28 protein-coding genes and 1 pseudogene are annotated in these 21410 nt (G+C 67.7%); 14 read left to right on the forward strand and 15 right to left on the reverse strand.

Annotated elements, in window-relative coordinates; genetic code table 11:
- Positions 1-10 precede the first annotated feature (10 nt).
- Entirely contained in the window at positions 11-1210 is a 1200-nt protein-coding gene (locus KY497_RS16015) for an SAM-dependent methyltransferase (RefSeq protein ID WP_375140936.1), read from the forward strand.
- 7 nt (positions 1211-1217) lie between these two features.
- Here KY497_RS16015 and KY497_RS16020 read toward each other — a convergent pair whose 3' ends face one another.
- The 8 genes from KY497_RS16020 to KY497_RS16055 are packed head-to-tail and all read right to left on the reverse strand — an operon-like array spanning position 1218 to position 6693.
- Positions 1218-2381 carry a hypothetical protein gene (locus KY497_RS16020; protein ID WP_219869502.1) on the reverse strand — a complete coding sequence of 388 codons (1164 nt, stop codon included), beginning with the start codon at positions 2379-2381 and terminating at the stop codon, positions 1218-1220.
- Complete coding sequence (locus KY497_RS16025; RefSeq protein WP_219869503.1) at positions 2350-3489, reverse strand: hypothetical protein; 1140 nt, start codon at positions 3487-3489, stop codon at positions 2350-2352. The genes KY497_RS16020 and KY497_RS16025 overlap by 32 nt, the downstream gene beginning before the upstream one ends.
- A 4-nt stretch (positions 3490-3493) precedes the next feature.
- A complete protein-coding gene (locus tag KY497_RS16030; RefSeq protein ID WP_219869504.1) occupies positions 3494-3979 on the reverse strand; it encodes a hypothetical protein in 486 nt (161 codons plus the stop codon).
- Positions 3976-5043: a tRNA (adenosine(37)-N6)-threonylcarbamoyltransferase complex transferase subunit TsaD gene (tsaD, locus tag KY497_RS16035; protein ID WP_055870376.1), complete on the reverse strand. Its 1068-nt coding sequence runs from the start codon at positions 5041-5043 to the stop codon at positions 3976-3978. The genes KY497_RS16030 and tsaD overlap by 4 nt, the downstream gene beginning before the upstream one ends.
- Entirely contained in the window at positions 5040-5528 is a 489-nt protein-coding gene (gene rimI / locus KY497_RS16040; RefSeq protein WP_219869505.1) for a ribosomal protein S18-alanine N-acetyltransferase, read from the reverse strand. The genes tsaD and rimI overlap by 4 nt, the downstream gene beginning before the upstream one ends.
- Positions 5525-6142, reverse strand: coding sequence for a tRNA (adenosine(37)-N6)-threonylcarbamoyltransferase complex dimerization subunit type 1 TsaB (gene tsaB, locus KY497_RS16045; protein WP_219869506.1), 618 nt, complete (start codon positions 6140-6142; stop codon positions 5525-5527). The genes rimI and tsaB overlap by 4 nt, the downstream gene beginning before the upstream one ends.
- A 60-nt stretch (positions 6143-6202) precedes the next feature.
- The gene (locus KY497_RS16050) at positions 6203-6574 is read right to left on the reverse strand and encodes a flagellar assembly protein FliW (RefSeq protein WP_141387156.1); all 372 of its coding nucleotides are present in this window, start codon (positions 6572-6574) and stop codon (positions 6203-6205) included.
- Positions 6571-6693 (reverse strand): hypothetical protein, encoded by a 123-nt coding sequence (locus KY497_RS16055; RefSeq protein WP_258185762.1) that lies wholly within the window; start codon positions 6691-6693, stop codon positions 6571-6573. Before KY497_RS16055 ends, KY497_RS16050 begins: the two co-directional genes overlap by 4 nt.
- A gap of 134 nt (positions 6694-6827) precedes the next feature.
- Between KY497_RS16055 and fliS the strand changes: the two genes are divergently transcribed.
- Complete coding sequence (gene fliS, locus KY497_RS16060; protein ID WP_219869507.1) at positions 6828-7214, forward strand: flagellar export chaperone FliS; 387 nt, start codon at positions 6828-6830, stop codon at positions 7212-7214.
- Positions 7211-7507 (forward strand): hypothetical protein, encoded by a 297-nt coding sequence (locus KY497_RS16065; protein WP_141387155.1) that lies wholly within the window; start codon positions 7211-7213, stop codon positions 7505-7507. Before fliS ends, KY497_RS16065 begins: the two co-directional genes overlap by 4 nt.
- Before the next feature lie 238 nt (positions 7508-7745).
- On the opposite strand, the gene KY497_RS16070 is transcribed toward KY497_RS16065, so the two are convergent.
- Together KY497_RS16070 and KY497_RS16075 are read right to left on the reverse strand one after the other, a co-directional pair.
- Complete coding sequence (locus KY497_RS16070) at positions 7746-8072, reverse strand: hypothetical protein (RefSeq protein WP_219869508.1); 327 nt, start codon at positions 8070-8072, stop codon at positions 7746-7748.
- Between the two features lie 83 nt (positions 8073-8155).
- On the reverse strand, positions 8156-9001 hold the full coding sequence (locus tag KY497_RS16075; RefSeq protein ID WP_229778985.1) for a LuxR C-terminal-related transcriptional regulator: 846 nt from the start codon (positions 8999-9001) through the stop codon (positions 8156-8158).
- Positions 9002-9101: 100 nt separating this feature from the next.
- Here KY497_RS16075 and hxlB point away from each other — a divergent pair, with 100 nt between their 5' ends.
- The gene (gene hxlB, locus KY497_RS16080) at positions 9102-9704 is read left to right on the forward strand and encodes a 6-phospho-3-hexuloisomerase (protein WP_140036070.1); all 603 of its coding nucleotides are present in this window, start codon (positions 9102-9104) and stop codon (positions 9702-9704) included.
- 52 nt (positions 9705-9756) lie between these two features.
- Positions 9757-10380 carry a 3-hexulose-6-phosphate synthase gene (gene hxlA, locus KY497_RS16085; protein ID WP_140036071.1) on the forward strand — a complete coding sequence of 208 codons (624 nt, stop codon included), beginning with the start codon at positions 9757-9759 and terminating at the stop codon, positions 10378-10380.
- Positions 10381-10902: 522 nt separating this feature from the next.
- On the opposite strand, the pseudogene KY497_RS16090 reads toward hxlA, so the two are convergent.
- Positions 10903-12040, reverse strand: a pseudogene (locus KY497_RS16090) (IS3 family transposase).
- Positions 12041-12220: 180 nt separating this feature from the next.
- Between KY497_RS16090 and KY497_RS16095 the strand changes: the two are divergent.
- The 4 genes from KY497_RS16095 (at position 12221) to KY497_RS16110 (ending at position 15027) form a co-directional block, all read left to right on the forward strand.
- Positions 12221-12916: a hypothetical protein gene (locus tag KY497_RS16095; protein ID WP_219869509.1), complete on the forward strand. Its 696-nt coding sequence runs from the start codon at positions 12221-12223 to the stop codon at positions 12914-12916.
- On the forward strand, positions 12894-13307 hold the full coding sequence (locus KY497_RS16100) for a phage holin family protein (RefSeq protein WP_046746438.1): 414 nt from the start codon (positions 12894-12896) through the stop codon (positions 13305-13307). Before KY497_RS16095 ends, KY497_RS16100 begins: the two co-directional genes overlap by 23 nt.
- A complete protein-coding gene (locus tag KY497_RS16105; protein ID WP_218682270.1) occupies positions 13304-13867 on the forward strand; it encodes a DUF3618 domain-containing protein in 564 nt (187 codons plus the stop codon). Before KY497_RS16100 ends, KY497_RS16105 begins: the two co-directional genes overlap by 4 nt.
- A 62-nt stretch (positions 13868-13929) precedes the next feature.
- The gene (locus KY497_RS16110) at positions 13930-15027 is read left to right on the forward strand and encodes a YihY/virulence factor BrkB family protein (RefSeq protein WP_218682269.1); all 1098 of its coding nucleotides are present in this window, start codon (positions 13930-13932) and stop codon (positions 15025-15027) included.
- Between the two features lie 32 nt (positions 15028-15059).
- Here KY497_RS16110 and KY497_RS16115 read toward each other — a convergent pair whose 3' ends face one another.
- A complete protein-coding gene (locus KY497_RS16115) occupies positions 15060-15446 on the reverse strand; it encodes a TetR/AcrR family transcriptional regulator C-terminal domain-containing protein (RefSeq protein ID WP_258185978.1) in 387 nt (128 codons plus the stop codon).
- Between the two features lie 48 nt (positions 15447-15494).
- Between KY497_RS16115 and KY497_RS16840 the strand changes: the two genes are divergently transcribed.
- The gene (locus KY497_RS16840; protein WP_218682268.1) at positions 15495-16136 is read left to right on the forward strand and encodes a GntR family transcriptional regulator; all 642 of its coding nucleotides are present in this window, start codon (positions 15495-15497) and stop codon (positions 16134-16136) included.
- A 630-nt stretch (positions 16137-16766) separates the two neighbouring features.
- Here the strand turns inward: KY497_RS16840 and KY497_RS16120 are convergent.
- Positions 16767-17078, reverse strand: coding sequence for a putative quinol monooxygenase (locus tag KY497_RS16120; protein ID WP_033107114.1), 312 nt, complete (start codon positions 17076-17078; stop codon positions 16767-16769).
- Between the two features lie 107 nt (positions 17079-17185).
- Here KY497_RS16120 and KY497_RS16125 point away from each other — a divergent pair, with 107 nt between their 5' ends.
- Entirely contained in the window at positions 17186-18127 is a 942-nt protein-coding gene (locus tag KY497_RS16125) for a GlxA family transcriptional regulator (RefSeq protein WP_219869510.1), read from the forward strand.
- A gap of 631 nt (positions 18128-18758) precedes the next feature.
- On the opposite strand, the gene KY497_RS16130 is transcribed toward KY497_RS16125, so the two are convergent.
- Positions 18759-18938, reverse strand: coding sequence for a hypothetical protein (locus KY497_RS16130; protein WP_141388300.1), 180 nt, complete (start codon positions 18936-18938; stop codon positions 18759-18761).
- Between the two features lie 71 nt (positions 18939-19009).
- On the opposite strand from KY497_RS16130, the gene KY497_RS16135 reads away from it, so the two are divergent.
- Genes KY497_RS16135 through KY497_RS16145 form a run of 3 tightly spaced genes read left to right on the forward strand, consistent with a single transcriptional unit; the run spans position 19010 to position 20921 of the window.
- A complete protein-coding gene (locus KY497_RS16135; RefSeq protein ID WP_219869511.1) occupies positions 19010-19723 on the forward strand; it encodes a flagellar hook-length control protein FliK in 714 nt (237 codons plus the stop codon).
- A 14-nt stretch (positions 19724-19737) separates the two neighbouring features.
- Entirely contained in the window at positions 19738-20181 is a 444-nt protein-coding gene (locus KY497_RS16140; protein ID WP_055870313.1) for a flagellar hook assembly protein FlgD, read from the forward strand.
- Between the two features lie 26 nt (positions 20182-20207).
- Positions 20208-20921, forward strand: a complete 714-nt coding sequence (locus tag KY497_RS16145; RefSeq protein WP_308813123.1) for a flagellar hook-basal body complex protein — start codon at positions 20208-20210, stop codon at positions 20919-20921.
- A 57-nt stretch (positions 20922-20978) separates the two neighbouring features.
- Here the strand turns inward: KY497_RS16145 and KY497_RS16150 are convergent, their stop codons facing one another.
- On the reverse strand, positions 20979-21386 hold the full coding sequence (locus KY497_RS16150) for an arsenate reductase ArsC (protein WP_017828242.1): 408 nt from the start codon (positions 21384-21386) through the stop codon (positions 20979-20981).
- Between the last annotated feature and the right edge of the window lie 24 nt (positions 21387-21410).

Here is a 21410-nt window from a genome sequence, read left to right on the forward strand (position 1 = left end):
GCACGTGGAGATGTCCGAGCTGCGCGCCCTGCTGACCCCCGCCGGTCTCGAGCTGCTCGACGCGGTCGGGCCCATCGAATCGACCGCCGACGTGGCCCGCACCGTCTCGCGGCTGCGCGCGGCCGGCCACTCCCCCGAGCTCGTCTCCGCCGTCGTCGGACAGGCGCACCTGCGATCCAAGGCTGCGGCGAAGTTCGGGCCCTTCGCCGCACGCATGCTGTTCACCCGCGCCGGGCTCGAGCAGGCGACGAGGCTCGGGGTCGCAGCCCGTCACGCGCAGCGGATCCGGCACGCCGGATTCACCCGCGTCGCCGACCTCGGCTGCGGCATCGGCGGCGACGCGCTCGCCTTCGCCGGAGCGGGACTCGACGTGCACGCCGTCGACGCCGATGAGGTCACCTCGGCCATCGCCGCCTACAACCTGGCGCCCTTCGGCGACAGCGCCGCGGTGGGCCACCTCACGGCCGAAGACGCCCTCTCAACGGTGGAAGCGGGAAGCGCGATCTGGATGGACCCGGCTCGACGCACCTCCGGGCACAGCGAGACCCGACGAGTCTCCGCCGACGACTACTCCCCCTCGCTGGACTGGGCCTTCGATGTGGCCGCGAGCCATCCGACCGGCATCAAGCTCGGCCCCGCGCACGACCGCGACGCGCTGCCCGCCGACGCCGAAGCGCAGTGGGTGAGCGCCGACGGCAGCGTCGTCGAGCTCGTCGTGTGGAGCGGCGCCCTCACCCGAGAAGGGGTCCGCCGCGCGGCCCTCGTGATCCGCGACGAGCGCTCGCACGAGCTCACCGCCCCGGCGGACGCCGCCGACGAGCCGGTGCGCGAGCTCGGCGCCTTCCTGCACGAACCCGATGGCGCCGTGATCCGTGCCCGTCTGATCGGCGAGGTCGCCCGAAGCCTCGACGCGGGGATGCTCGACGAGCACATCGCCTACCTGACCTCGGATGCCGCGCTGACGAGCCCTTTCGTGCAGTCCTTCCGCGTGCGGGAGACCCTGCCGGCGAACCCGAAGGCGATCAGCGCCGCCCTCAAGGCGCACGGCATCGGACGCCTGGAGATCAAGAAGCGCGGCGTCGACGTCGATCCCGCGGCCTTCCGCAAGAAGCTGACGCTGCGCGGCGACCAGGAGGCGACGCTAATCCTCGCCCGTATCGGCGATCAGCGCCGCGCGATCCTCGCCGACCGGGTACCCGCGGCGGGCTGAGATCCGCTCAGCCGTCGGGGTCGCGGCCCGGCGGCTCGACCACGATCGGGTCACCCGGAGGCGCTTCGACCCGTACGGTGTCCTGCGGCGCTCCTGAGGAGGCTGGTGCCTCGCGGATGACCAGATACGGCGTCTGCCACCTCGTGAACCGCGCCTCGACAACCGTCGAGCCGACCTCCGCGCCACCGAGGCCGTCGATCCGCGCGTCGATCCCCGACTCCCCCGCATCGCTGGGAGACTCGCACGTCGTCAGATCGCCGGCGTCGACGATGAGGCACTTCTCGACCTCGCCCTGCTCCGACACGCGGTCGCCGACCCATACCGGCTGCGTCCGGAACGATCCGACGATCGTGAGGGAGAAGGCGAAACCCTCGTCGGCCAGTTCCTCGGCCCGTGCGCGCTCTGCGCCGGCGTACTGCGAGGACAGGGCCGACGACATCGACCACCGCTGGAGAGCGACCATCGGCTCCCCCGCTGTCGACACGAGCATCGTTGCGCTCACACCCCCCAGACTCCGGGTATCGTCTTCGGGATCGTCGATCGGAACGGGGAAGGACACGCTCAGGCCACGTCCGATGTCGCCGGTGGGAAGGCAGTTCGACTGCGAACGGTCGCCGATGTCGAGGACCAGGCACACGACGCCGCCATCGTCCTTGGTCGCGTACCAGGCCAACGCATCCTCGTCCTGCGCGACCGCAAGGAGTGACCCGCTGTCGAAGTCGGCGGCGGCGAGCGCATCACGGCGCTCCTGCTGCGCGGCGGACAGGGCGATGCCGTCGGCGCGTGGCGCGAACAGCGCCCCACCGATGCCGACGCCGAGTGCCACCGTCATCACCGCGAGCGCCGACACGCCCACTCGGTACCTCCGCAGGACACGACGAACGGTGCTGAGCGAGCGCCGATCCTCGGTGACGGTTCCGGGCTCCGGAGCGTCGACGACGGCATGCCCGCCAGCGTCGTCGGGGACATCGGCAGGAGCGGGCGACGGCTGCTCGGGCGACGAATCCACACGGGTCTCGACGGCGGGGGGCGTCACCGGAGATCGTCTCGCGTCCTCCAGCTCCCGCAGCCGCCTGGTCTCGGCATCCGTGAGGATGCCGTCACGACCATAGGCCCGGCGGTGGAGCGCCCGCAGCTCGTCAGCGTCCGTCTCCGCCTGCACCGTCGGCACCCCCCTCACGTGTGATCATGAGCGAGGAGCTCCCGTCACTCCAGGTCGGAACCTCCAGGCGGACGACCTCGCCGCTCTCCTCATCGACCACGTTCAGCACCAGCGTGGCGCTCTGTTCCTGCAGAGTGAGCGCATCGGCGCAGACCCGAGGGAACCGGTCATCCGAGCCGTCGTAGATCAGACAGGTCTGAAACGACTCGAGCGCCATCCCCGTCCACACCGGCACCTCACCGTCGTAGCCGATGACCCAGAGCGAGTTGATCTCGAACCCCTGCGCCGCGATCCGCTTCGCCTTCTCCGCCTCACCGGCGTTCGCATATGTCACACCGTTGGTGGTGCCGGGTCCATACTCCGCCGTGTAGGTGGATACGGCGGGTTCGCCGGACGCGGTGAACATCATCTGCACGTTGAGCTCGCGCCTGATGTCGTCCTTCGACTCCACTGTGACCGCCCCGAAGAGCCCCGAGCCCTCGACGGTCTCCGTGCGCTCGCAGGTGGGCAGTGCCGACGCGGAGGTCGCCACAAGCAGGCAGGTGATCGCGCCGTCGTCCTTGGTCGCCGCTGAGATGACCGCCCCCTGCTCGACGGCGAGGGCGCGCACCGATCCCGGGTCGTAGCGCCCTCCGGCGATCAGCGCGCTCTGCCATTCCTGCTGCTGCGCGCTCAGGGCGACCGGGGTCGCAGCCGACCGGCCGAACAGCAGCCAGCCCACGCCGACCCCGACGACGAGCAAAGCCGCGACGGCGAGCACGGCGGGCCGCCAATGCGCGCGCCATAGGGATCGCGCGGACTCCCCGGTCCCCGGTGAGCCCTCTGCGACAGGCGACGGATGCCCCTCCGCCGCGTCGGGTGCCGCGGCCTCGACGCCCTGATCCCCTGCCTCAGCGCTCGCGGAACCAGCGTCGTCCGACGACTCCCCGCGGTCGGGAGGCGACACGGTATCGGCGGTCGGGGCGAAGTCGAGCCCCACGGGTTCGACACCCGGCGCAACACGGCGCTCCTCCAGCGCGCGCAGTCGCACGGCGTCGGCATCGGTGAGCGACGCCTCGCGTCCGTAGGCCCGCGCCTGCAGGGAGCGCAGCTCCTCGAGCTCGTCCGCGTCCAGCATCGGCTCAGCCGAGCCTCTCCAACTGCATGCCGGCCCAGACCAGCCAGCCCAGGCTGTAGACCGTCGCGCAGAGTCCGAGAACGAGCGCCCAGCGCGCGATCGCGCGACTCTCGACAGGGCGACGCAGAGACATGATTGCCGCGACGACCGCGACCACGGCGACCGGGATGCCCCAGCCGACGAAGAACGACGCCCCGAGCGCGACGATCGCCGCCAGCAGCGCCCACGGCGCCAATCGGGTGTCGTCGACCGGCATGGATCCCGTCGACGGCTCCCACTCCGTGTCGTCGGGAGCATCGATGTCGGGACCGGTCGCGACGACCGGCTCGATGCCGACCGGACCCGTCGGCAGCCTGGTGTATCCGTCTCGGCGGGAACCGGGAAGACGGGCGGAACCTGCGGGGTGCTCGACCTCGTCGCTGGGGCCTTCGATACGCGCCGCCGGCGTCGCCGAGGACCGCGCCTCGGGAGTACCGGGGACGTCACTCATACCGACACCGCCTCCGCGATCTGGATCTCGGTCACGGGCAGCGTCGAGTCCGCGCCGAATGCGAGGGTGGAGGGGCGCCGGCCGGAGGAGATCAGCTCGGACGCGAGGGCGGCGATCATCGCGCCGTTGTCGGTGCACAGCGACAACGGCGGGATGCGCACCGTGACGCCTGCGGCCTCGGCGCGCTCCAGAGCGACCTCGCGCAGACGCCGGTTCGCGATCACTCCCCCGCCGAGCAGCAGCCGCGGCACACCGAGGTCGGCGCAGGCGGCGAGCGCCTTCGTGACCAGAACGTCGACGACCGCCTCGCGGAAGCTCGCGGCGACGTCGGCGAGGGGAACCTCGACCCCCTCGGCTTCGCAGCGCTCGACCCAGCGGGCCACGGCCGTCTTCAGCCCCGAGAACGAGAAGTCGTAGCGGTGCTTCGCCAGGTCGGAAGCACGGGACAGGCCACGGGGGAACCGGATCGCCTCCGGGTCGCCGTCGGCGGCTGCACGGTCGATCTCCGGACCACCCGGGTACGGCAAGGACAGGAGGCGGGCGACCTTGTCGAAGGCCTCTCCCGCGGCGTCGTCCATCGTCTCCCCCAGCAGCTCGACGTCGGTGGTGAGGTCGCGCACATGCAACAGCGAGGTGTGACCGCCGGATACGAGCAGGGCGATCGTGGGGTACTCGAGCGGAGCGGAGTCGGCGGTGAGGATATCGGCGGCGATGTGGCCGACGAGGTGGTTCACGGCGTAGAGGGGCTTGTCGATCGAGACGGCGAGGCCCTTCGCCGCACCGACGCCGACCATCAGTGCACCGGCGAGTCCTGGGCCGCTCGTCACGGCGACGGCATCGAGATCATCCAGGCCCACTCCCGCCTCGGCGAGGGCGGCATCGATCGCGGGCTGCAGTGCCTCCAGGTGCGCCCTGGCGGCGACCTCCGGTACGACCCCGCCGTACCTGGCGTGCTCGTCCATGCTCGACGCGATGGTGTTCGACAGCAGGGTGCGTCCGCGCACGATGCCGATGCCCGTCTCGTCGCAACTCGTCTCGATGCCGAGAACCAACGGTTCGCTCATGCCTTCGCCTCCTCGGTGGCGGTGACGGGCACCGTGCGACGGCGCAGATCCAGACGCATCACGATCGCGTCGACGTCGTCGGGCTGATAGTAGTGGGGACGGCGAGCGATCTCCTCGAATCCCTCGGCGAGGTAGAGTCCCTCGGCCGAAGGGTTGTCGGCTCGCACCTCGAGGAACACCTCGCGTGCACCGCGTGCTGCGGCCTCCGCGAGCAGCGCACGCAGCAGGATCCTGCCCCGCCCCTGGCCGCGGTACTCGGCGAGCAGGGCGATGGTCTGGATGTCGGCGTCGGCGCTGCCGTGGAGGGCCCGCACTCCGCCGTATCCGATCACCGCACCGTCGTGCTCGTCGACGAGGTAGCGGCCATGCGGGCTCGCGAGCTCGGCGGCCATGGTCTCCGCGCTCCAGGCGTCTGTCGGGAAGGACCGGTTCTCGATCGCCATGATCGCGTCGAGGTCGTCGACCGTCGCGTCGCGAAGGGTCATGTCCCCACCTTCTTCGGCGCACCGGGAAGCGTCACATCGGGGTGACGCATGTAGAGGGGCTCCTCGCCGGCGAGCGTGCGACCGGTGGCAAGCGCGCGGGCCCCGACCCGCGCGAGATCCGATGCGGAGAGCGTCGTCACGTCGATGCGCCTGATGCCGTCGAGGTGCGCGTCGGCGTCGGCGGCCCGCACGAGCACGGTGTCGGCGACGACGACCGGGATGCCGTCGTCGTCGAGACCGTCGAACACGGTGATGGCGACCTCGCGCCGACGGGCGTCGGTGACGATCGCGAAGGGAGCGGTCTCGTTCTCCAGCACCGTCAGAGCCGCGGCGAAGTGGCTGGGGACGGGGACGACGGGCAGGCCGCGTCCGAGTGCGAAGGCACGCGCCGCGGCGATGCCGATACGCAACCCGGTGAAGGGGCCGGGCCCCATGCCGGCGACGACGTGGGTGATCTTCGCGTCACCCGCCTCGCGGAGCACATCGACGAGGAGGTCGCCGATGACCTCGGCGTGGCCGAGAGGGTCGACGGCACCGGCTTCGGCGCGTCGCTCCCCGTCGGCATCGATGAGGGCGACAGCCGTGCCCAGGGAAGTGTCGACGGCAAGGATCACGACTCCAGATTAGCCGCCGTCCCGCGAGGGAGCTCCCCGCAGGCGCCGGAGGCCCCGGGCTCAGCCGAGCGGAGCGCGCAGCGGGTAGTCCTGATCCTCGAGGATCACCTGCGAGGCGGCTCCCGTCGTCTGGTTCACGATCACGGGGGCGAGGAGGTTCACACTCACGCCCTCGGCGGACGGGTGGGCGACGACGAGGATCAGCGCGTCATCCGGCGATTCGAGCGCCAGACCGTCTGCCTGCTCGTCGGTGAGGGTCGGCGCGTACGCGCTCAGCACCGTTCGAGGATCCACCAGATACAGACGCAGCTCGGTGTCGTCCACGGCCCGCAGCGAGAACAGCCCGTCGGCACCGTCGACGGGAGTCAAGGCGAAATCGACGTGGGGTGCGAGTCCGGGCGGCGGGGCGAGGAAGGTCAGTGCGGCGGTCATCGGAGGAAGTCCATGAGCGAGGGCTGGAGCACGCGCGCATTCACCGCGAGCGCGGAGCGGTACACGAGCTCCTGCGCCTGCAGGCGCACGAGCACCTCGATCGAATCGACGTCCTCCACCACCGTCCTGCGGGACTCGAGCGCACCTACGCCCGTCTCGAGGTCATGCTGTCGCAGCTGCAGTCGCAGTCCTCGTACCTGTCGTCGCAGATCGCCGCCCTGCCGGGCTCGAGCTCGAGCTCGGGGAAGTGAGCATGAACGCCGCCCTGCGTGCCCAACAGCGCTACCGCGACGACGCCGTGCTGTCCGCACCGCCCGAGCGCCTGGTGACGATGCTCTACGACCGTCTCCTGCTCGACATCGAGCGCGGGGAGAGCGCACAGCGCTCCGAGGACTGGGAGGAGGCCAACGCCCAGCTCCAGCAGGCACAGGCGATCGTCTCGGAACTGTCGTCATCGCTCACCGACGAGTGGAGCGGCAGCGCCGGCCTGCGCTCGCTGTACGTGTTCCTCTCGCAGACCCTCATCGGAGCGAACATCGGTCGCGACCCCGAGCGCACGCGCGCCTGTCATGAGATCATCGCCCCGCTGCGGGAGGCGTGGCACGAGGCCGCCCGCACGGTCGCCGAGGCGCGATCATGAGCCTCGACGAGTGGACCGCGATGCTCGACCGGCTCGAACAGGACGCCGGACGGATCCTCGCCGCCGCCCCCGGCACCGCTGTCGACACCGACATCGCCCCGTGGACCCCGCCGACCACACCGCTGCCCGCCGCTCTCGCCGACCGCGCCAGGCGCGTCGTCGAGCTCCAGCGTTCGGCGATGGAGCGCACACGGGCCGACCTCGACGGCCTGCGCCAGCACCTGGGCGCCGTGAGCCGGATCCCGAGCACCCGCCGCCCGGAGGAGCCCGCCTATCTCGACGTCGACGGGTGAGACCGCTCTCTAACATCGCGGAAGATCCTGCCGGTTCGACGCTGGGCCTGTCGCGCACCCTCGTGCATCGCGAGCCACAGAGGCCGCGCGACGGCCGCCCGAGTTCGAGGCCATAGACGCCGAGATCGAACGGTACGTTTTCGGCTAACCAGGCGACTCGAATGATGCTCCGGATCTCGGATCTTCCGTAGTCAAAGATCTACGACGCGGACCTCATCCTGTTCAGCGCTACTGGTGCTTAGTCTCCTGGGCACGTCGGCGCGCCTCTGCGTCTAGATCCCACCGCCTGACAGCGGCCGGGCGGCTGAGCCGCCACCGCAGCCCCAAGGGTGTGGGTGTCGCCCTCGTCGCCGTCGGTCGCGTGCTCCACGATCCAGAGGTCTGCGGCTTCGCCCCTCCCGAATGCTCGCAGGATTCCGGCCAGCGCGTCGACCTCGGGGCAGCTGAGGCGCACGGCCAGGTCGTCGGCGGTGTCCCCGCGGGAGCACACGAAGGCGAACTCGGCCACTGCGTCGAGGAGGGTCGGCTTCTCCGGTGTGGGGCTGGTGGTGATGGTGTCGGACATGGCGTCTTCCCCTCGATGGTGGCGCGGGGTACTGCTACGGATGCCACCCCAGCGCCTATAAAGGAGGGCGAGGGTCCGTCGAGTCAGGCCCTGCTCCTGGTCGAGCTCGCGGCAATCGCTGTCAGCTCTCCCCTCGACCGAGCGCCCGTTTTGCGGAGCAGATTCGACACGTGGAACTTGACGGTGTTGTCGCTGATTCCCAGTTGATCCGCGATTGCACGATTGCGAGCTCCCGATGCCACCAGGCGGAGCACATCGCGCTCCCGCGGGCTGAAGTTCACCGAGTCCTCGAGCGGCTCTGCTTCTGCCGGGGGGTCGAGCGGGAGCCGGATGTCGAGGGATGTCCCCCAGCCTGTCGTCGACGACACCTCCAGGTCGCCGTCGAGAGTAGCGACACGTTCGGCGATGGGCCTGATCGCGTCGTCGTGGGCGCTGATCTCGCCCTGACCGTCGTCGCGGATGCCGATGAGCAGGTTGAGGCCGTCGCAATCCCACTGGATGCGCACCCGTTTCGCCTCCTCCTGGTCGACAAGCGCGAGCACCGCGCTGCGAACGATCGCGCGAGCCGCATGAGCCACCTCCCCTGGCAGCGCCCGCCCACCGGTCGGCGGTTCGACGAACTGCACGTCCAGGCCGCCGAAGCGCGCGAGCGGACGAAGGTCGGTACGGAGCCGCGCGAATGCCCCATCCACCGGCTCCAGCATGGTGCCCAGCTGCTGGTCGGTCGTGATGCGCAGCTCGATCAGGGCAGCGGATGCCAGATCGAGCGCCGTCGCGCGGCTTGCGCGGTCCTCCAGTCGCGTCGAACGAAGGACCGCGAGAATCGACTCGAGCGTCACAGCATGCCGATCAGCCTGTTCGGCCATCGCCTGCGCGTGCTCGACCTGAAGCCTGCGAGAGACCGGACCGAGCTCGTTGTTGTTGCTCACCGCTTCAACCTACCCGGCCAACCTGTACCTACCGCAATGGGTAGGTCCACTCTACCGCCGGGCGGGCGCGTCGCTGCCGCAACCCGGCGACCATGGATACATGACTGCTGTGGACCGTGACGTATCGACGCCCTCGCCACCCGACGTGACGGCATCCCTTTCCCTCATCCTGGAGGAAGTCAGGGCGACGACCGACGCGGTGATGACACACCGAGTGGACGACCTCGACAACCTCGCCGAAACCCTCGCGAATGCCAGGCGGATCTTCGTGCTCGGAGCGGGCCGTTCCGGCATCACCCTGCAGATGACTGCCATGCGCCTCATGCACCTCGGTCTGACCGTGCACGTCGTCGGCGACGTGACCACGCCGGCGATCGGCCCCGGCGATGTGCTGCTGATGGCAAGCGGCTCAGGAACGACGACATCGATCGTTCGTGGGGCGGATGCCGCGGTGAAGGCTGGCGCGAAGGTCGCCGTCATCACAACAGCCGCAGCGTCGCCGTTGGCTGCGCTCGCCACCGCCGTGGTGGTCGTGCCGGCCGCGGGAAAGCTGGACCGTTCCGGCACCGTCTCGGCGCAGTACGCGGGCGGTCTGTTCGAGCAGACCGTCATGCTGCTCGGCGACGCTCTGTTCCACAGCCTCTGGCTGCGTTCGGGGCAGAGCGCAGACGAGCTCTGGCCCCGGCACTCGAATCTTGAATGACACCACCTCCTTGTATACGCGGAGGCTCGCACCACAACCAGAAAGAAACACTATGAAGTTGCAGTTCGCCATGGACACCCTGACCACCGAAGCAGCGCTCGAGCTCGCCGCTGCCGCCGCGCCACATGTCGACATCCTCGAACTCGGCACGCCGCTGATCAAGAGCGCGGGCCTGTCGGCGATCACCGCCGTGAAGGCTGCGCACCCGGACAAGATCGTGTTTGCCGACCTCAAGACGATGGACGCCGGCGAGCTCGAGGCCGACATCGCGTTCGCCGCGGGCGCTGACCTCGTCACCGTTCTCGGTGTCGCCGGTGACAGCACCATCGCCGGAGCGGTGAAGGCCGCGAAGAAGCACGGCAAAGGCATCGTCGTCGACCTGATCGGTGTCGCCGACAAGCCCGCCCGTGCCCGCGAGGTCGTCGCCCTCGGCGCCGAGTTCGTCGAAATGCATGCCGGACTCGATGAGCAGGCGGAAGAAGGCTTTACCTTCGCCACTCTCCTGCGTGACGGAGAAGCATCCGGTTCGCCGTTCTCGGTCGCCGGTGGTATCAATGCGAGCACCATCGCCTCCGTCCAGGCATCCGGCGCGCAGGTCGCCGTCGCTGGCGGAGCCATCTACGGCGCACCAGACGTCGGCGCCGCTGCCGCCGAATTGCGCGCCGCGATCGCCTAGCCCGAGTCGATGTCTGCATGGGGTCGCGGAACACCCACGAACCCATGCGGCCTTCGATTGCACCCTGACTGACCACCGTGACCACCCCCCCTACGCGTCTGTCTCGGTGACACGAGAGGGTCAGACGGATACGCGGATGTCGTGGATGATCTGGAGAGACAGCGCGTTCGATTTCGGGAGAGCGGACAGCGACGGTGGCTGGACACCAAGCTCCAGGTATGCCGGGTGGAGTGCGCCAACGACCCCGCCCGCCGCGTTTGTGCGATCCCTGCTCTGGGCCACGCCTCGAGCATCATTTGATTCCGCGTTCGCTCAGCAGGACTGAAGCACCGAACGCACGCGCGTGCGCCAACGATTGCACTCCCGTCGGCGAGTGTGCTTCTTCTACCCGGCTTTTCAATCCGTCATAGACGGAGTGGTTGCACCGTCCCCCTCCTTGGTGCCCACTCCGAGCGGGGTGCCTCGACCTGTATGGTGGGCACCCCGTGCTTCATGCGATATGAATCGGCCTGACTTTCGTTCCTATCGGGAGCCTTGTCCGACAGGTGCCGGATTGGCTGATTCCTGGTCAGCGTAATACGCCTGTTCGACCTCGGCGGGTGTTCGCATGTCGAGCTCGCCGTGGAGGCGGGAGTTGTTCCACCACCACACCCATTCGAGGGTCGCGAGCTCGACCTGCTCGACGGTGCGCCAGGGCCCGCGCTGGCAGATCAGTTCGGTCTTGTAGAGGTTGTTCACGGCCTCGGCCATCGCGTTATCAAAGCTGTCGCCGACGGTCCCGGTTGAGGGGACAGCGCCGAGTTCGACGATCCTCTCGGTGTAGACCATCGCGGTGTAGTTCGACCCGTGGTCCGCGTGATGGATGAGTCCGTCGAGGCGCCCACCGGCGTTCCAGGCGGCCATGTCCAGGGCCTGCATCGGCAGGATCTCGGAGCGCAGCGTCGCCGCAACGTTCCAGCCGACGATGCGGCGGGAGTAGACATCGGTGACGAATGCGACGTAGGCGAACCCGGACCAGGTGGCGACGTAGGTGACGTCGCAGACTTGCGGACACCGCGAACCCCGGCGAGGCGCATGAGGCGTTCGGTCTGGTCGCGACCGATGTCCCAGCCTTGCCGTCGCATGAGGGCGTGCATCTTCCGGCGCCCGTAGACGCCGTAGTTCTCCGCATGCAGCCGGGCGATCTCGGGCACGAGCAGATCATCCTGCAGCTGCCGCGCGGACGGCGCGCGGCCCACCGCGGCGCGATAGCCGCGTGAGGTGAAGAATCCTCTCACCGCCGGTCGCAGGACCTGGCAGATGAGCTCGACCCCGAAACGATCCCGGTGTTCGTTGACGAACCGGATCATCTCGTCGAGGGGTGGTCGAGCTCCTTCGCGAAAAAGATGCTCGCAGCCCTGAGGATCTCGTTCGCCTTCCGCAACTCCGAGACCTCCTTCTGCAGCCGCTTGATCTCCGCCGCCGCATCCGTCGTCAACCCGGGCTTCACGCCCGCGTCGACCTCGAAGCGGCGCTGCCAGAGGCGCAGTGTCTCCGGGCTCATCCCGAGCAGCCCGGCGACGTGACGGACCGCGCTCATCATGTTCGGGTGCGACGGTCGCGTCTCCGCGAGCATCCGCAACGCCCGCTCACGCATCTCCGGCGAATACTTCCTGTTCATCGTGTTCCATCCTTGCTTGAAGAACGGAACGAAAGTCAGGCCGATTCAAACTAAGTCTCTCTGTGTGCTCGGCCTGAATACACTGTAAGTCTGTTCGGAGCAAGGGTCCTGACCGAGGCGGGGGAGACGGTTTAGAACGGGTTCCACCGACTGTTCGGTCGGTCCGCGAGAGGAGCACTAATGTCGGACAACTATGAGACGTCCAGCCCGAGCGGCTCGGGCGTGAACGCCCCCGGTTCTTCGGGCAAGGTGGATGCTGTCAAGCAGGAAGCCACAGACCTGAAGGACACGGCGGCGACTCAGGCGAAGGACGTTCTTGGCACCGCCAAGGATGAGGCTGCGACCGTCGTGGGGGAGGCGAAGACGCAGGCGAAGGATCTGTATGCGCAGACGCAGCGGGAGCTGTCGGAGCAGGCGAACACCCAGCAACAGCGTCTTGCCGGTGGTCTTCGCTCTGTCAGCGACGAGCTCGGCTCCATGGCCACTAACTCGGAAGGCAGTGGCGTCGCCAGCGATCTGGTCCAGCAGGTGTCGGGGCGTTTGTCTGCTGCCGCAACCTGGCTCGGCGACCGGGACCCTGGTTCTGTGCTCACAGAGGTCAAGCGATACGCACGCCGCAAGCCCGGCACGTTCATCCTCGCCGCAGCGATCGGCGGCATCGTTGTGGGGCGCCTCACCCGCGCCCTCGCCGCGAATGCTTCCGACGATAAAGACGCCGCTCCCGTGCCGGCACCTCCGCAGGTGCACCCTGACCCGTCCGTGCCCGTCCCCGTGGTGAACGACACGGGCGCTGGCACGCCCATGTACTCGCAGGCGGCAGCAAGCCGTCCGGACATTCTGAGGGAGGACGGCTATGACCGACCCGACACCGTCTGAAGCGAAAGCCGCATCGACCTCGATCGGAGATCTCCTCGGGGAAGTGTCCCGTGACATTTCGACGCTGATGCGCCAGGAGGTCGCCCTCGCCAAAGCAGAGTTGAAGGACTCGGCCACGAAGTCCGCCAAGGGTGCGGGCCTGATGGGTGCCGCCGGCTACGGCGCACTGATGGCGGTGTTCTTCCTGTCCGTCGCGCTGTGGTGGGCTCTGGGCACACTGATGGGCGGCGGCTGGTCCGGCGTTGTCGTCGCGGTCCTGTGGGCAGTCATTGCCCTGATCCTGTTCCTGGTCGGGCGCAGCCAGATCAAGCAAGTGAAGGGCGTCCCGCAGACCGTGGACACCCTGAAAGAGATCCCCGAAACGCTGAAGAGAAATGAGGAGAACCGATGAGCGATTCACCCGACGAGATCCGCGCCGACATCGAGCGGACCCGCCACGACCTCGGCATGGACGTGGACGCCCTGGCCGATAAGGTCTCCCCGTCGAAGATCGTGGACCGACAGGTCGACAAGGTCCGTGGCGCCTTCACCTCCGTCCGTGAGCGTGTGATGGGCGCCGCGGATGACGCCGGCTCGTCGCTGTCGGATGCGGGCTCTCACGCCGGAGATCTGAAGGACCGCGCGGTCGCCAAAGCAGAAGGGAACCCGCTGGCGGTCGGACTGATCGCGTTCGGTGCCGGCCTGCTCGCGGCGTCGCTGATCCCCGCGTCATCGAAGGAGAAGGACCTCGCTGCAACCGTGAAGGAGCAGGCGCAGCCGCTGGTTGACGAGGTCACCGATGCTGCGAAGGATGTCGGCGAGCATCTGAAGGAGCCTCTGCAGGCGTCGGTCGAATCCGTGAAGGCGTCGGCGCAGGAGTCCGTCGCCACCGTTAAGGACGAAGTCCAGGGCGCGGCCGGCGACGTGAAGGACCAGGCCCAGCACGCTCGCGAGAACATCTCCGACAGCTGAACCCGCAGGAATCGGGCGGGCCCGTCAGACGACGGGCCCGCCCCTTTACGAAGGAGCTCGCGATGAGCAGCACAGCCCCCGCCACCCCGCGCAACGCCCCGGACCCCGAAGCATCAGGAAAGCCGGATTCCCCAGACGATCTGCACAAGAGATCCTGGAAATACGTACTGCGCAAGACGATCCGCGAGTTTTCTTCGGACCAGTGCACGGACATCGCCGCGTCGCTGACGTACTACGCGGTGCTCTCGCTCTTCCCAGGCCTGATTGCGATCTTTTCGCTGCTGGGTGTCGTCGGACAGGGTAAAGCCGCCAGCGACGCGGTGCTGGGCATCATCGAGCAGGTCGCTCCCGGCGACACGGTCGACACGATCCGCGGGCCGATCGAGCAGATCGCCGAGTCTCCGGGTGCCGGTTTCGCTCTCATCACCGGCATCCTGCTGGCCATCTGGTCAGCATCCGGCTACGTGGGAGCGTTCAGCCGCGCGATGAACCGGATCTACGAGATCGAAGAGGGCCGGCCGTTCTGGAAGCTGAAGCCCGCCCAGCTGCTGGTCACCGTCATCACCATCGTGCTGCTCGTCATCGCCGCGATCATTCTTGTCGTCTCCGGCTCGGTCACCAAGGCGATCGGCGACGCACTCGGCATCGGCGACGTACCCCAGACGATCTGGTCCATCGCCAAGTGGCCGTTGCTCATATTCATCGTGGTGTTGGTCGTCGCGATCCTCTACTACGCCACCCCAAACGCGAAGCAGCCGAAATTCCGGTGGATCAGCATGGGAGCGCTCTTGGCGATTATCGTGCTGGCAATCGCCACCGCAGCGTTCGGGTTCTACGTGGGCAACTTCTCCAACTACGACCGCACCTATGGCTCCCTTGCAGGAATTATCATTTTCCTGCTCTGGCTGTGGATCGCCAATCTCGCCCTACTCTTTGGGGCGGAGTTCGACGCTGAGCTCGAGCGCGGCCGCCAACTGCAGGCCGGCATCGCGGCGGAGAAGGACATTCAACTCCCGCCGCGCGATACCCGCAAGAGTGACAAGGCCGCGGCGAAGGAACAGGAGGACGTCGAGAAGGGCCGTGAGATCCGGCAGAACGCAGACCCGGACGACGACACAACCGAGAGCACCACCACTCGAGGAAACCTCAGAAAACGCTGACGGTTGCGCGGCCCGAGACACTCACGTGGCGGCTATTGGGTCAGCTCTCGGGCGAGGCGGTCGAGGAGTACTTCTAGTGATACCTCGAACTCCTCGTCGGAGCGGTCTTCGCTCAGAAGAGCCCGTAGCCGGAGCACCTCCGGCGCGTCCTGCAAGCTGATGCTGCCGTCGTGCTCGGGGATATCCGCGTTGCCTTCGTCGGGAGGTTCTTCCACAGGGGCCGTCTCAGCCCCCCCCCCCCGCACCGCGGACTCCAGCAAGAGTTGGCCGAGCAGGAAGCTACTGAAGGCCCGATACGCATCGACCGCTTGAGCGTCGGTAAACCCGTGCCCCAGAAGCTTGCTGAGGAACGTGTTCACCATCTCGACGCTACGAAGCGGAGGGCGCAGCCAAGGGGCCGCGGGATGACGGCTCGCCACCAAGGGAAATGCCTGAGGATGATCGATCGCGCTGCGTAAACTGCGCGTATGGTCATCGAACCTGCGCCCGTTGTCACAGAACCGACCGTCGCTGAAGAGCAGTGGGTTCTGGGAGCTGAAGAGCTTTTCCGGCGACTCGCCACCCGAGTCGCCGATGGCACGTACGCACCCGGAATGCGGTTGAGCGACAAGACGATCGCGGCGGATCTCGCTGTGACTCGGACCCCGGTGCGTGAGGCGATCCAGCGGCTTGCGCGGGCGGGCCTCATGGAGGTGCATGCGAGTCGGTACTCCATGGTGACTGACATCACCGTGGAGCGCTCGCGAGTTACTCGTGAGTTCGCGGCGCAGCAGAGCAGTGAGATCATCCGGGAAGCGGCGATCGGCCTCTCGGAACCCGACCTGTCGCACACCTGCGATCTCATCCACCGTGCTATTGACTCATCGATCACGGGGCGCGGGTGGATTGAAGCCCACGTTGAGCTGTTCACGTTCCTGACGGACCACGCACTCAACGATCTCTACCGATTGATGTTGAGCGATTTCTGGTACGTCATCTTCCGCGACCTGTATCTCGGGACCCCTCGTGTGAGCACCCACGAATCTCTGGAAGAGCTCGCATCCGCGATGCGCGCCAGAGATGCGAACGCCGGGGTCAGCGCTGTCAGAAAGATGCTTCAGCTGAAGTAGCGGAACTGAACAGCCGCTTCCGAACTGCCGGCTCGATTGAATGTGTGGCCCCGAACCGGCCCGTGCGGGCGCACTCTTCAGCGACTCCGCCGATCTGCGCCCAGTCATCGGCGGCATCGTGGAGAAGACTTGAGTGACTCGCCATCGGCAGCGTAATCATCTTGCGGGACAGGACGTGAGCGAGGATCCTGGATCTGCCAGACGACGCCGGGGGGCTCGTCTGGACGTAGTGACACCGGCGGGCAACGGCGTCACTCGGGGCGCCTCGTATCAGCGACTCCTCCCTCGCGCGAGGCGCCCCGTGCCCTCGTCGGCTCGAGGCCAGATCCGGTCGTCGGTGACGACGAACGCGACCTTGATCAGGCGGTTGAAAAGGACTCCCGCCGGAGATCACGACGCGACCGTCACGGTGGGAGCCACCTGAAGCAGAGGACACCATCGGAAGATGCCCCCAGGCACCGAAAGGATCCTCTCACCGGACCATACGCCTGCCCGGTGGGGCGTACCACCCCTACTTCGAGCCACACCTGCGATGTGTCAGACCGGCGAAGCTGGAACTGGCGATGCCCAGCCGAACGACAGAAGTGCGGACCGGCTCGGCGGGGCGCGATCGTCTCGTGCGTTGGCGGACTACGGGAGCTTGGACGCGAGGACGTCGGCCGCCAGGATCTCGGGTGCTGCGCCGAGGAGGTGCTGGTTGGCCATCAGGGCTGCGACGATGGCGCCGTTGGCGTGGGCGTCGCGAGCGGCCTCGTCGGGGAATGCATCGAAGATCCAGAAGGTGTCGGCGTGGGTCCTGACCGCGAACCAGACAATCGTTCCTACTTCTTCGTTGGCGAGTGCGACAGCGCCGGCGAGCAGATCGGCGACCGCGTCGTGCTGTCCATCGGCCGCGACGATCTTGGCAACGAAGGCATACGGAAGTGATGCGGGTGTGGACATGAGGGACTCTCCTTGACGTCGGGGTTCTTCGTGGGACGAGTTCAGCGTATGACGAGCGAGGGCCGGTGGGTAGTGGCGTATACGGCAGTATTGCTATTGTTTACGTCATGCGTATCGGACTGATCGCGATCGACGGCTGCTTCGGTTCGGCTATCGCGTCGATCATCGACATCGTGCGGGTGGCCGACGGAGCCCGCGGCGATGTCGACCCGCGGATCGACCCGATCGAACTCGCCATCCTCGGACCGAAACGGCGAGTGACCACGACGGCATCGATGACCCTGTCGGTGGACCACCCGCTGCCGGAGTCCGGAGAGTTCGACGTGGTCGTCGTCCCTGCGCTTGGAACCCTCACGGCCGCCGCGACCCACGACGCCCTCCAGAGCCGAGATGCTCGTTCGGTCATCGCCTCACTCGGGCGCCTCGACGACGCGACCACCCGGATCGCCGCGGCGTGCACCGGCGTGTTCGCCGTCGCCGAGACCGGACGGATGCATCATCGGCGGGCGACGACCAGCTGGTTCCTGGGGCCGGAGTTCCGGAAGCGCTATCCGACCGTCGCCCTCGATCTCGACACCATGGTCGTGGTCGACGGGAACCTCGTCACCGCCGGCGCCGCGTTCGCCCACATCGACCTCGCGCTCTCACTCGTGCGATCGATCAGCCCCGACCTGGCCCAACATGTCGCCAAGCTCCTCATCATCGACGAGCGTCCGTCGCAGGCGGCCTTCGTCGCCTACGAACATCTCCGGCACGAGGACCCGATCGTCGTCGAGTTCGAACGCTTCGTGCGCGCCCGCCTGGACGAACCGTTCAACGTCGCCTTCGTCGCGCAGTCGCTCGGCACCAGCCGGCGCACCCTCGAACGACGAGTCCGTGCGGCGCTCAACCTCACTCCGCTCGGCTTCGTCCAACGGCTTCGCATCGAACGAGCTCGGCACCTCTCAGCAACCACGGACTTCACCTCCGCCGAGATCGCGCTACGGGTCGGCTACGCAAACGCCGAGACTCTGCGCTCCCTCCTGCGCAGGGAGCGACGCCGTTCCTGACCTATCGCCATGCCTGTAGCCGGTGTCCTAGCGCTCGACTGGAACCACCTCTCAGCACGTCGCGTCGACGCTCCTGCGTCGCCCCTGGACGACCCACTCGACACGCCCGCAGCGCAGGTCATGTGACGTGCCCCGGCTTCCCGGACGGTCGGGGTTGGGTGGCTGTGATGTCGCCGCGTTCTCGTCGAGGGGGTCAGCAGACTCGATCAGGGTCGACTGGGATGAGCCGCGAAGGCGGTCAGGTCAGGGCGGCCGAAGCCGGCCGGCGGGGTAGCGTCGGGCACGTCGAGGTCTTTCGGACGGATGGCGTAGGAACCTCCATCGTCGGGAGACCTCGACGTCTATCTGCGGACCGACGCGCCCGGCTGACCTACACCCTCATCTGGGAAGAGCCGCCAAACCCTGGGCGACACCGGCGCGGTCCGTGATTCGCTCGATGCTTGAGCCCGCGATCGTCGAAGATCTCGATCGCAGCGTCGAGGATTTTTTTACGAGCTCGCGCACGGGCACGTTCGTTCGTTTCAGCGCGGTCGACCATACGATCGTCTCTTCTCAGATCAGCCGAGCACTGCACTAGCGCTCGGTTTCTAGCGAAAACTACGCGCGGGTAGAGGCCTAGCGCCTACGGCGTTCAGTTTTCTTTCTCGGCGGATTCATCTTCCTCGGCATTGAAGTGAGAGGGGGAACCGGTGAAACCTGCTGCTACTCCGTCGGGATCGGCCGGAATGGTGTTGTCTTTGCCGAGCCCGCCAGGCTTGACGATGCCGTCAGGATAGTTATCGGACGTCGAGGTGTTGCTCTCTTCAGTCATCAGATCACCATTTCTGTCGCGTGCGTTGGGAGAAAGTAAGCGTACCGCCCCACGGGGTGAATGGGATGACAATGACGTGCTCGCTCCGTCATTGGCCGCTGCGCAACCTGGACTGCGAAACGCCCCGTCATGTCATCGCAGGGCAGGCCACTGAGCGGTGTACTCATCGATCGCTGGATGCGTCATGGAGGTGCCGCCAGCGCCGGCCCGTCCAGATCGCTCCTCCCCCGACGCCCGTCGCCGCCGCAGCCCCGGCCGCTGTCGCCGCCGCACGGCCGGCACTGCTCCCGCAGATCACCGCACCCGTGATCTCGCTCGCGCAGGCTCCGGACGGAGACCACAGCCTCACCCTGACGGTGTCGCCGGAGAACCTCGGTCCTGTGACGGTGCGCGCGCACATCTCGGGTGGGGCCATCCACATCGAGCTGCACGCCCCGAACGACCTCGGTCGCGAGGCGCTGCGTGCGATCCTCGTCGACCTGCGCCGCGACCTCGCAGCCGCGGCACCGCAGGCCTCGCTCCTGCTGTCGGCCTCGGACGACAGACCCGCATCCTCGAACCCGCAGCACTCCGCCCACAACAGCACCGGAGGCGGGACCGGCTCCTCCAACGGTGCCACGACCGGAACGAACAGCGGTGAGCCGGGAGCCGCCGACGCGAGAGGCCGAGACGCAGCACATCCCTCGTCCGGTGACAGAGCGTCCACCGACCTGACATCGCCGACCGATCCGGCATCCCCCGTCCCCCTCATCTCGCCGCACGGCGGCATCGACGTCTTCGCCTGATCCGAGAGGAATCCATGACCACGGTCGACCCCATCTCCGGCACCATCCCGCCCTCCGGAGTGCAGACGGGCAGCACGACGCCCCCGACCGAGCGCAAGAAGACGCTCGACTCGGAGGTCTTCCTGAAACTCCTGGTGACCCAGCTGACCAATCAGGACCCGAGCTCGCCCATGAACACCAACGAGATGATCTCGCAGACCACCCAGCTGGCCTCGATGGAGCAGCTCACCGCGCTCACGGCGACCTCGACCGAGAGCTTCGCGCTCAGCATGCGCCAGACGGCCGCCGCGCTGATCGGCCACGAAGCGCAGTACGTCGATGAGAAGGGCGTCACCCAGAAGGGCATCGTCACCTCGGTCTCCTACGCCGGCGCTGTCCCGCTCGTCACCATCGGCGACGCATCCATCCCTCTCGACGCCGTCTCCGGTGTCTCCCTCGCCCCCCGTTCGCAGTCCTGACCAGTCCCTTCCAGAAAGGCATCACCATGCTCCGCTCTCTGTTCGCAGGTATCTCGGGTCTGCGTTCGCACCAGACCATGCTCGCCCGCGTCACCGGCAACCTGCCCTCCGGGGCAGCGGTCGGCGAGCAGCTGGTGCGCAACATCAAGACCTACGACGCCGAGGGTACGGCCACGTCGCTGCGCCTCACCTTCACCCGCACCGCCACGGGCTGGAGCGTCACCGAGCCGGGCGGCACGAACACCGCTCTCACGTTCACCGACGGCAAGCAGGCGGCGGCCTCCTCCATCGTCTCCGGCGGTGTCACGGTCGACCTCTCCGCCGTCACCGGGTTCGCGGATGTCAGCGACGTCGCGATCAAGGAGCAGAACGGCAAGCCGGCCGGCACGCTGAGCTCGTACGCGCTGATGAACGACGGCAACCTCGTCGGCACCTTCAGCAACGGCGACACCGAGGTGCTCGCCCGCGTCGCCCTGGCAGGGTTCGTCAACCCGGGAGGACTCGAGAAGGCCGGCTCCTCGCAGTACCGCCCGAGCGGCAACTCCGGCGAGCCGACGCTCGGGCAGGCGGGCACCGACGGCCTGGGCGGCATCATCAGCGGCGCGCTCGAGATGTCCAACGTCGACCTGTCGCAGGAGTTCACCAACCTGATCGTCGCGCAGCGCGGCTTCCAGGCGAACGCCCGCATCATCACCACCAGCGACGAGGTGCTGCAGGAGCTCACGAACCTGAAGCGCTGAGCCGTGGGGCGGCGCGGCGGCGCGTGAGACCACGAGCCGCCGCGCCGTCACCTGTGGTCAGAGCAGTTCGCTCACCAGCTGCTCGATGCGCGCCCGGATGTCGTCGCGGATCGGCCGCACGGCGTCGATCCCCTGGCCGGCCGGGTCGTCGAGCTTCCAGTCCTCGTAGCGCTTGCCGGGGAAGAACGGGCACGCGTCGCCGCAGCCCATCGTGATGACGACGTCAGACGCCTGCACGGCCTCGGTCGTGAGCACCTTGGGCTGCTCGGCGGTGATGTCGATACCGAGCTCCGCCATCGCTTCCACAGCGGTGGGGTTGATCTGGTCGGCGGGCATGGAGCCGGCCGAGCGGACCTCGATGCGGTCGCCCGCGATGTCGCGAAGGAACCCGGCTGCCATCTGGGAGCGTCCGGCGTTGTGCACGCAGACGAAGAGGACGGAGGGCGTGGTGGTCGTGTCGGTCATTGAGACTCCTGGTGAGAGATGTGG

The sequence above is a fragment of the Microbacterium sp. PAMC22086 genome (assembly GCF_019443525.1).
GTDB lineage: Bacteria > Actinomycetota > Actinomycetes > Actinomycetales > Microbacteriaceae > Microbacterium > Microbacterium maritypicum.

Coding starts and splice junctions, on each gene's coding strand:
- KY497_RS16015 (WP_375140936.1), top strand. CDS start 11: ATGTCCGAGCTGCGCGCCCTGCTGACCCCCGCCGGTCTCGAGCTGCTC.
- fliS (WP_219869507.1), top strand. CDS start 6,828: ATGAACGCCGCCCTGCGTGCCCAACAGCGCTACCGCGACGACGCCGTG.
- KY497_RS16065 (WP_141387155.1), top strand. CDS start 7,211: ATGAGCCTCGACGAGTGGACCGCGATGCTCGACCGGCTCGAACAGGAC.
- KY497_RS16125 (WP_219869510.1), top strand. CDS start 17,186: ATGCGTATCGGACTGATCGCGATCGACGGCTGCTTCGGTTCGGCTATC.
- KY497_RS16840 (WP_218682268.1), top strand. CDS start 15,495: ATGGTCATCGAACCTGCGCCCGTTGTCACAGAACCGACCGTCGCTGAA.
- hxlA (WP_140036071.1), top strand. CDS start 9,757: ATGAAGTTGCAGTTCGCCATGGACACCCTGACCACCGAAGCAGCGCTC.
- KY497_RS16145 (WP_308813123.1), top strand. CDS start 20,208: ATGCTCCGCTCTCTGTTCGCAGGTATCTCGGGTCTGCGTTCGCACCAG.
- KY497_RS16070 (WP_219869508.1), bottom strand. CDS start 8,072: ATGTCCGACACCATCACCACCAGCCCCACACCGGAGAAGCCGACCCTC.
- KY497_RS16030 (WP_219869504.1), bottom strand. CDS start 3,979: ATGAGTGACGTCCCCGGTACTCCCGAGGCGCGGTCCTCGGCGACGCCG.
- hxlB (WP_140036070.1), top strand. CDS start 9,102: ATGACTGCTGTGGACCGTGACGTATCGACGCCCTCGCCACCCGACGTG.
- KY497_RS16140 (WP_055870313.1), top strand. CDS start 19,738: ATGACCACGGTCGACCCCATCTCCGGCACCATCCCGCCCTCCGGAGTG.
- KY497_RS16050 (WP_141387156.1), bottom strand. CDS start 6,574: ATGACCGCCGCACTGACCTTCCTCGCCCCGCCGCCCGGACTCGCACCC.
- KY497_RS16105 (WP_218682270.1), top strand. CDS start 13,304: ATGAGCGATTCACCCGACGAGATCCGCGCCGACATCGAGCGGACCCGC.
- KY497_RS16025 (WP_219869503.1), bottom strand. CDS start 3,489: ATGCTGGACGCGGACGAGCTCGAGGAGCTGCGCTCCCTGCAGGCGCGG.
- KY497_RS16135 (WP_219869511.1), top strand. CDS start 19,010: ATGACGTGCTCGCTCCGTCATTGGCCGCTGCGCAACCTGGACTGCGAA.
- tsaD (WP_055870376.1), bottom strand. CDS start 5,043: ATGAGCGAACCGTTGGTTCTCGGCATCGAGACGAGTTGCGACGAGACG.
- KY497_RS16130 (WP_141388300.1), bottom strand. CDS start 18,938: ATGACTGAAGAGAGCAACACCTCGACGTCCGATAACTATCCTGACGGC.
- KY497_RS16100 (WP_046746438.1), top strand. CDS start 12,894: ATGACCGACCCGACACCGTCTGAAGCGAAAGCCGCATCGACCTCGATC.
- rimI (WP_219869505.1), bottom strand. CDS start 5,528: ATGACCCTTCGCGACGCGACGGTCGACGACCTCGACGCGATCATGGCG.
- KY497_RS16150 (WP_017828242.1), bottom strand. CDS start 21,386: ATGACCGACACGACCACCACGCCCTCCGTCCTCTTCGTCTGCGTGCAC.
- KY497_RS16095 (WP_219869509.1), top strand. CDS start 12,221: ATGTCGGACAACTATGAGACGTCCAGCCCGAGCGGCTCGGGCGTGAAC.
- KY497_RS16120 (WP_033107114.1), bottom strand. CDS start 17,078: ATGTCCACACCCGCATCACTTCCGTATGCCTTCGTTGCCAAGATCGTC.
- KY497_RS16110 (WP_218682269.1), top strand. CDS start 13,930: ATGAGCAGCACAGCCCCCGCCACCCCGCGCAACGCCCCGGACCCCGAA.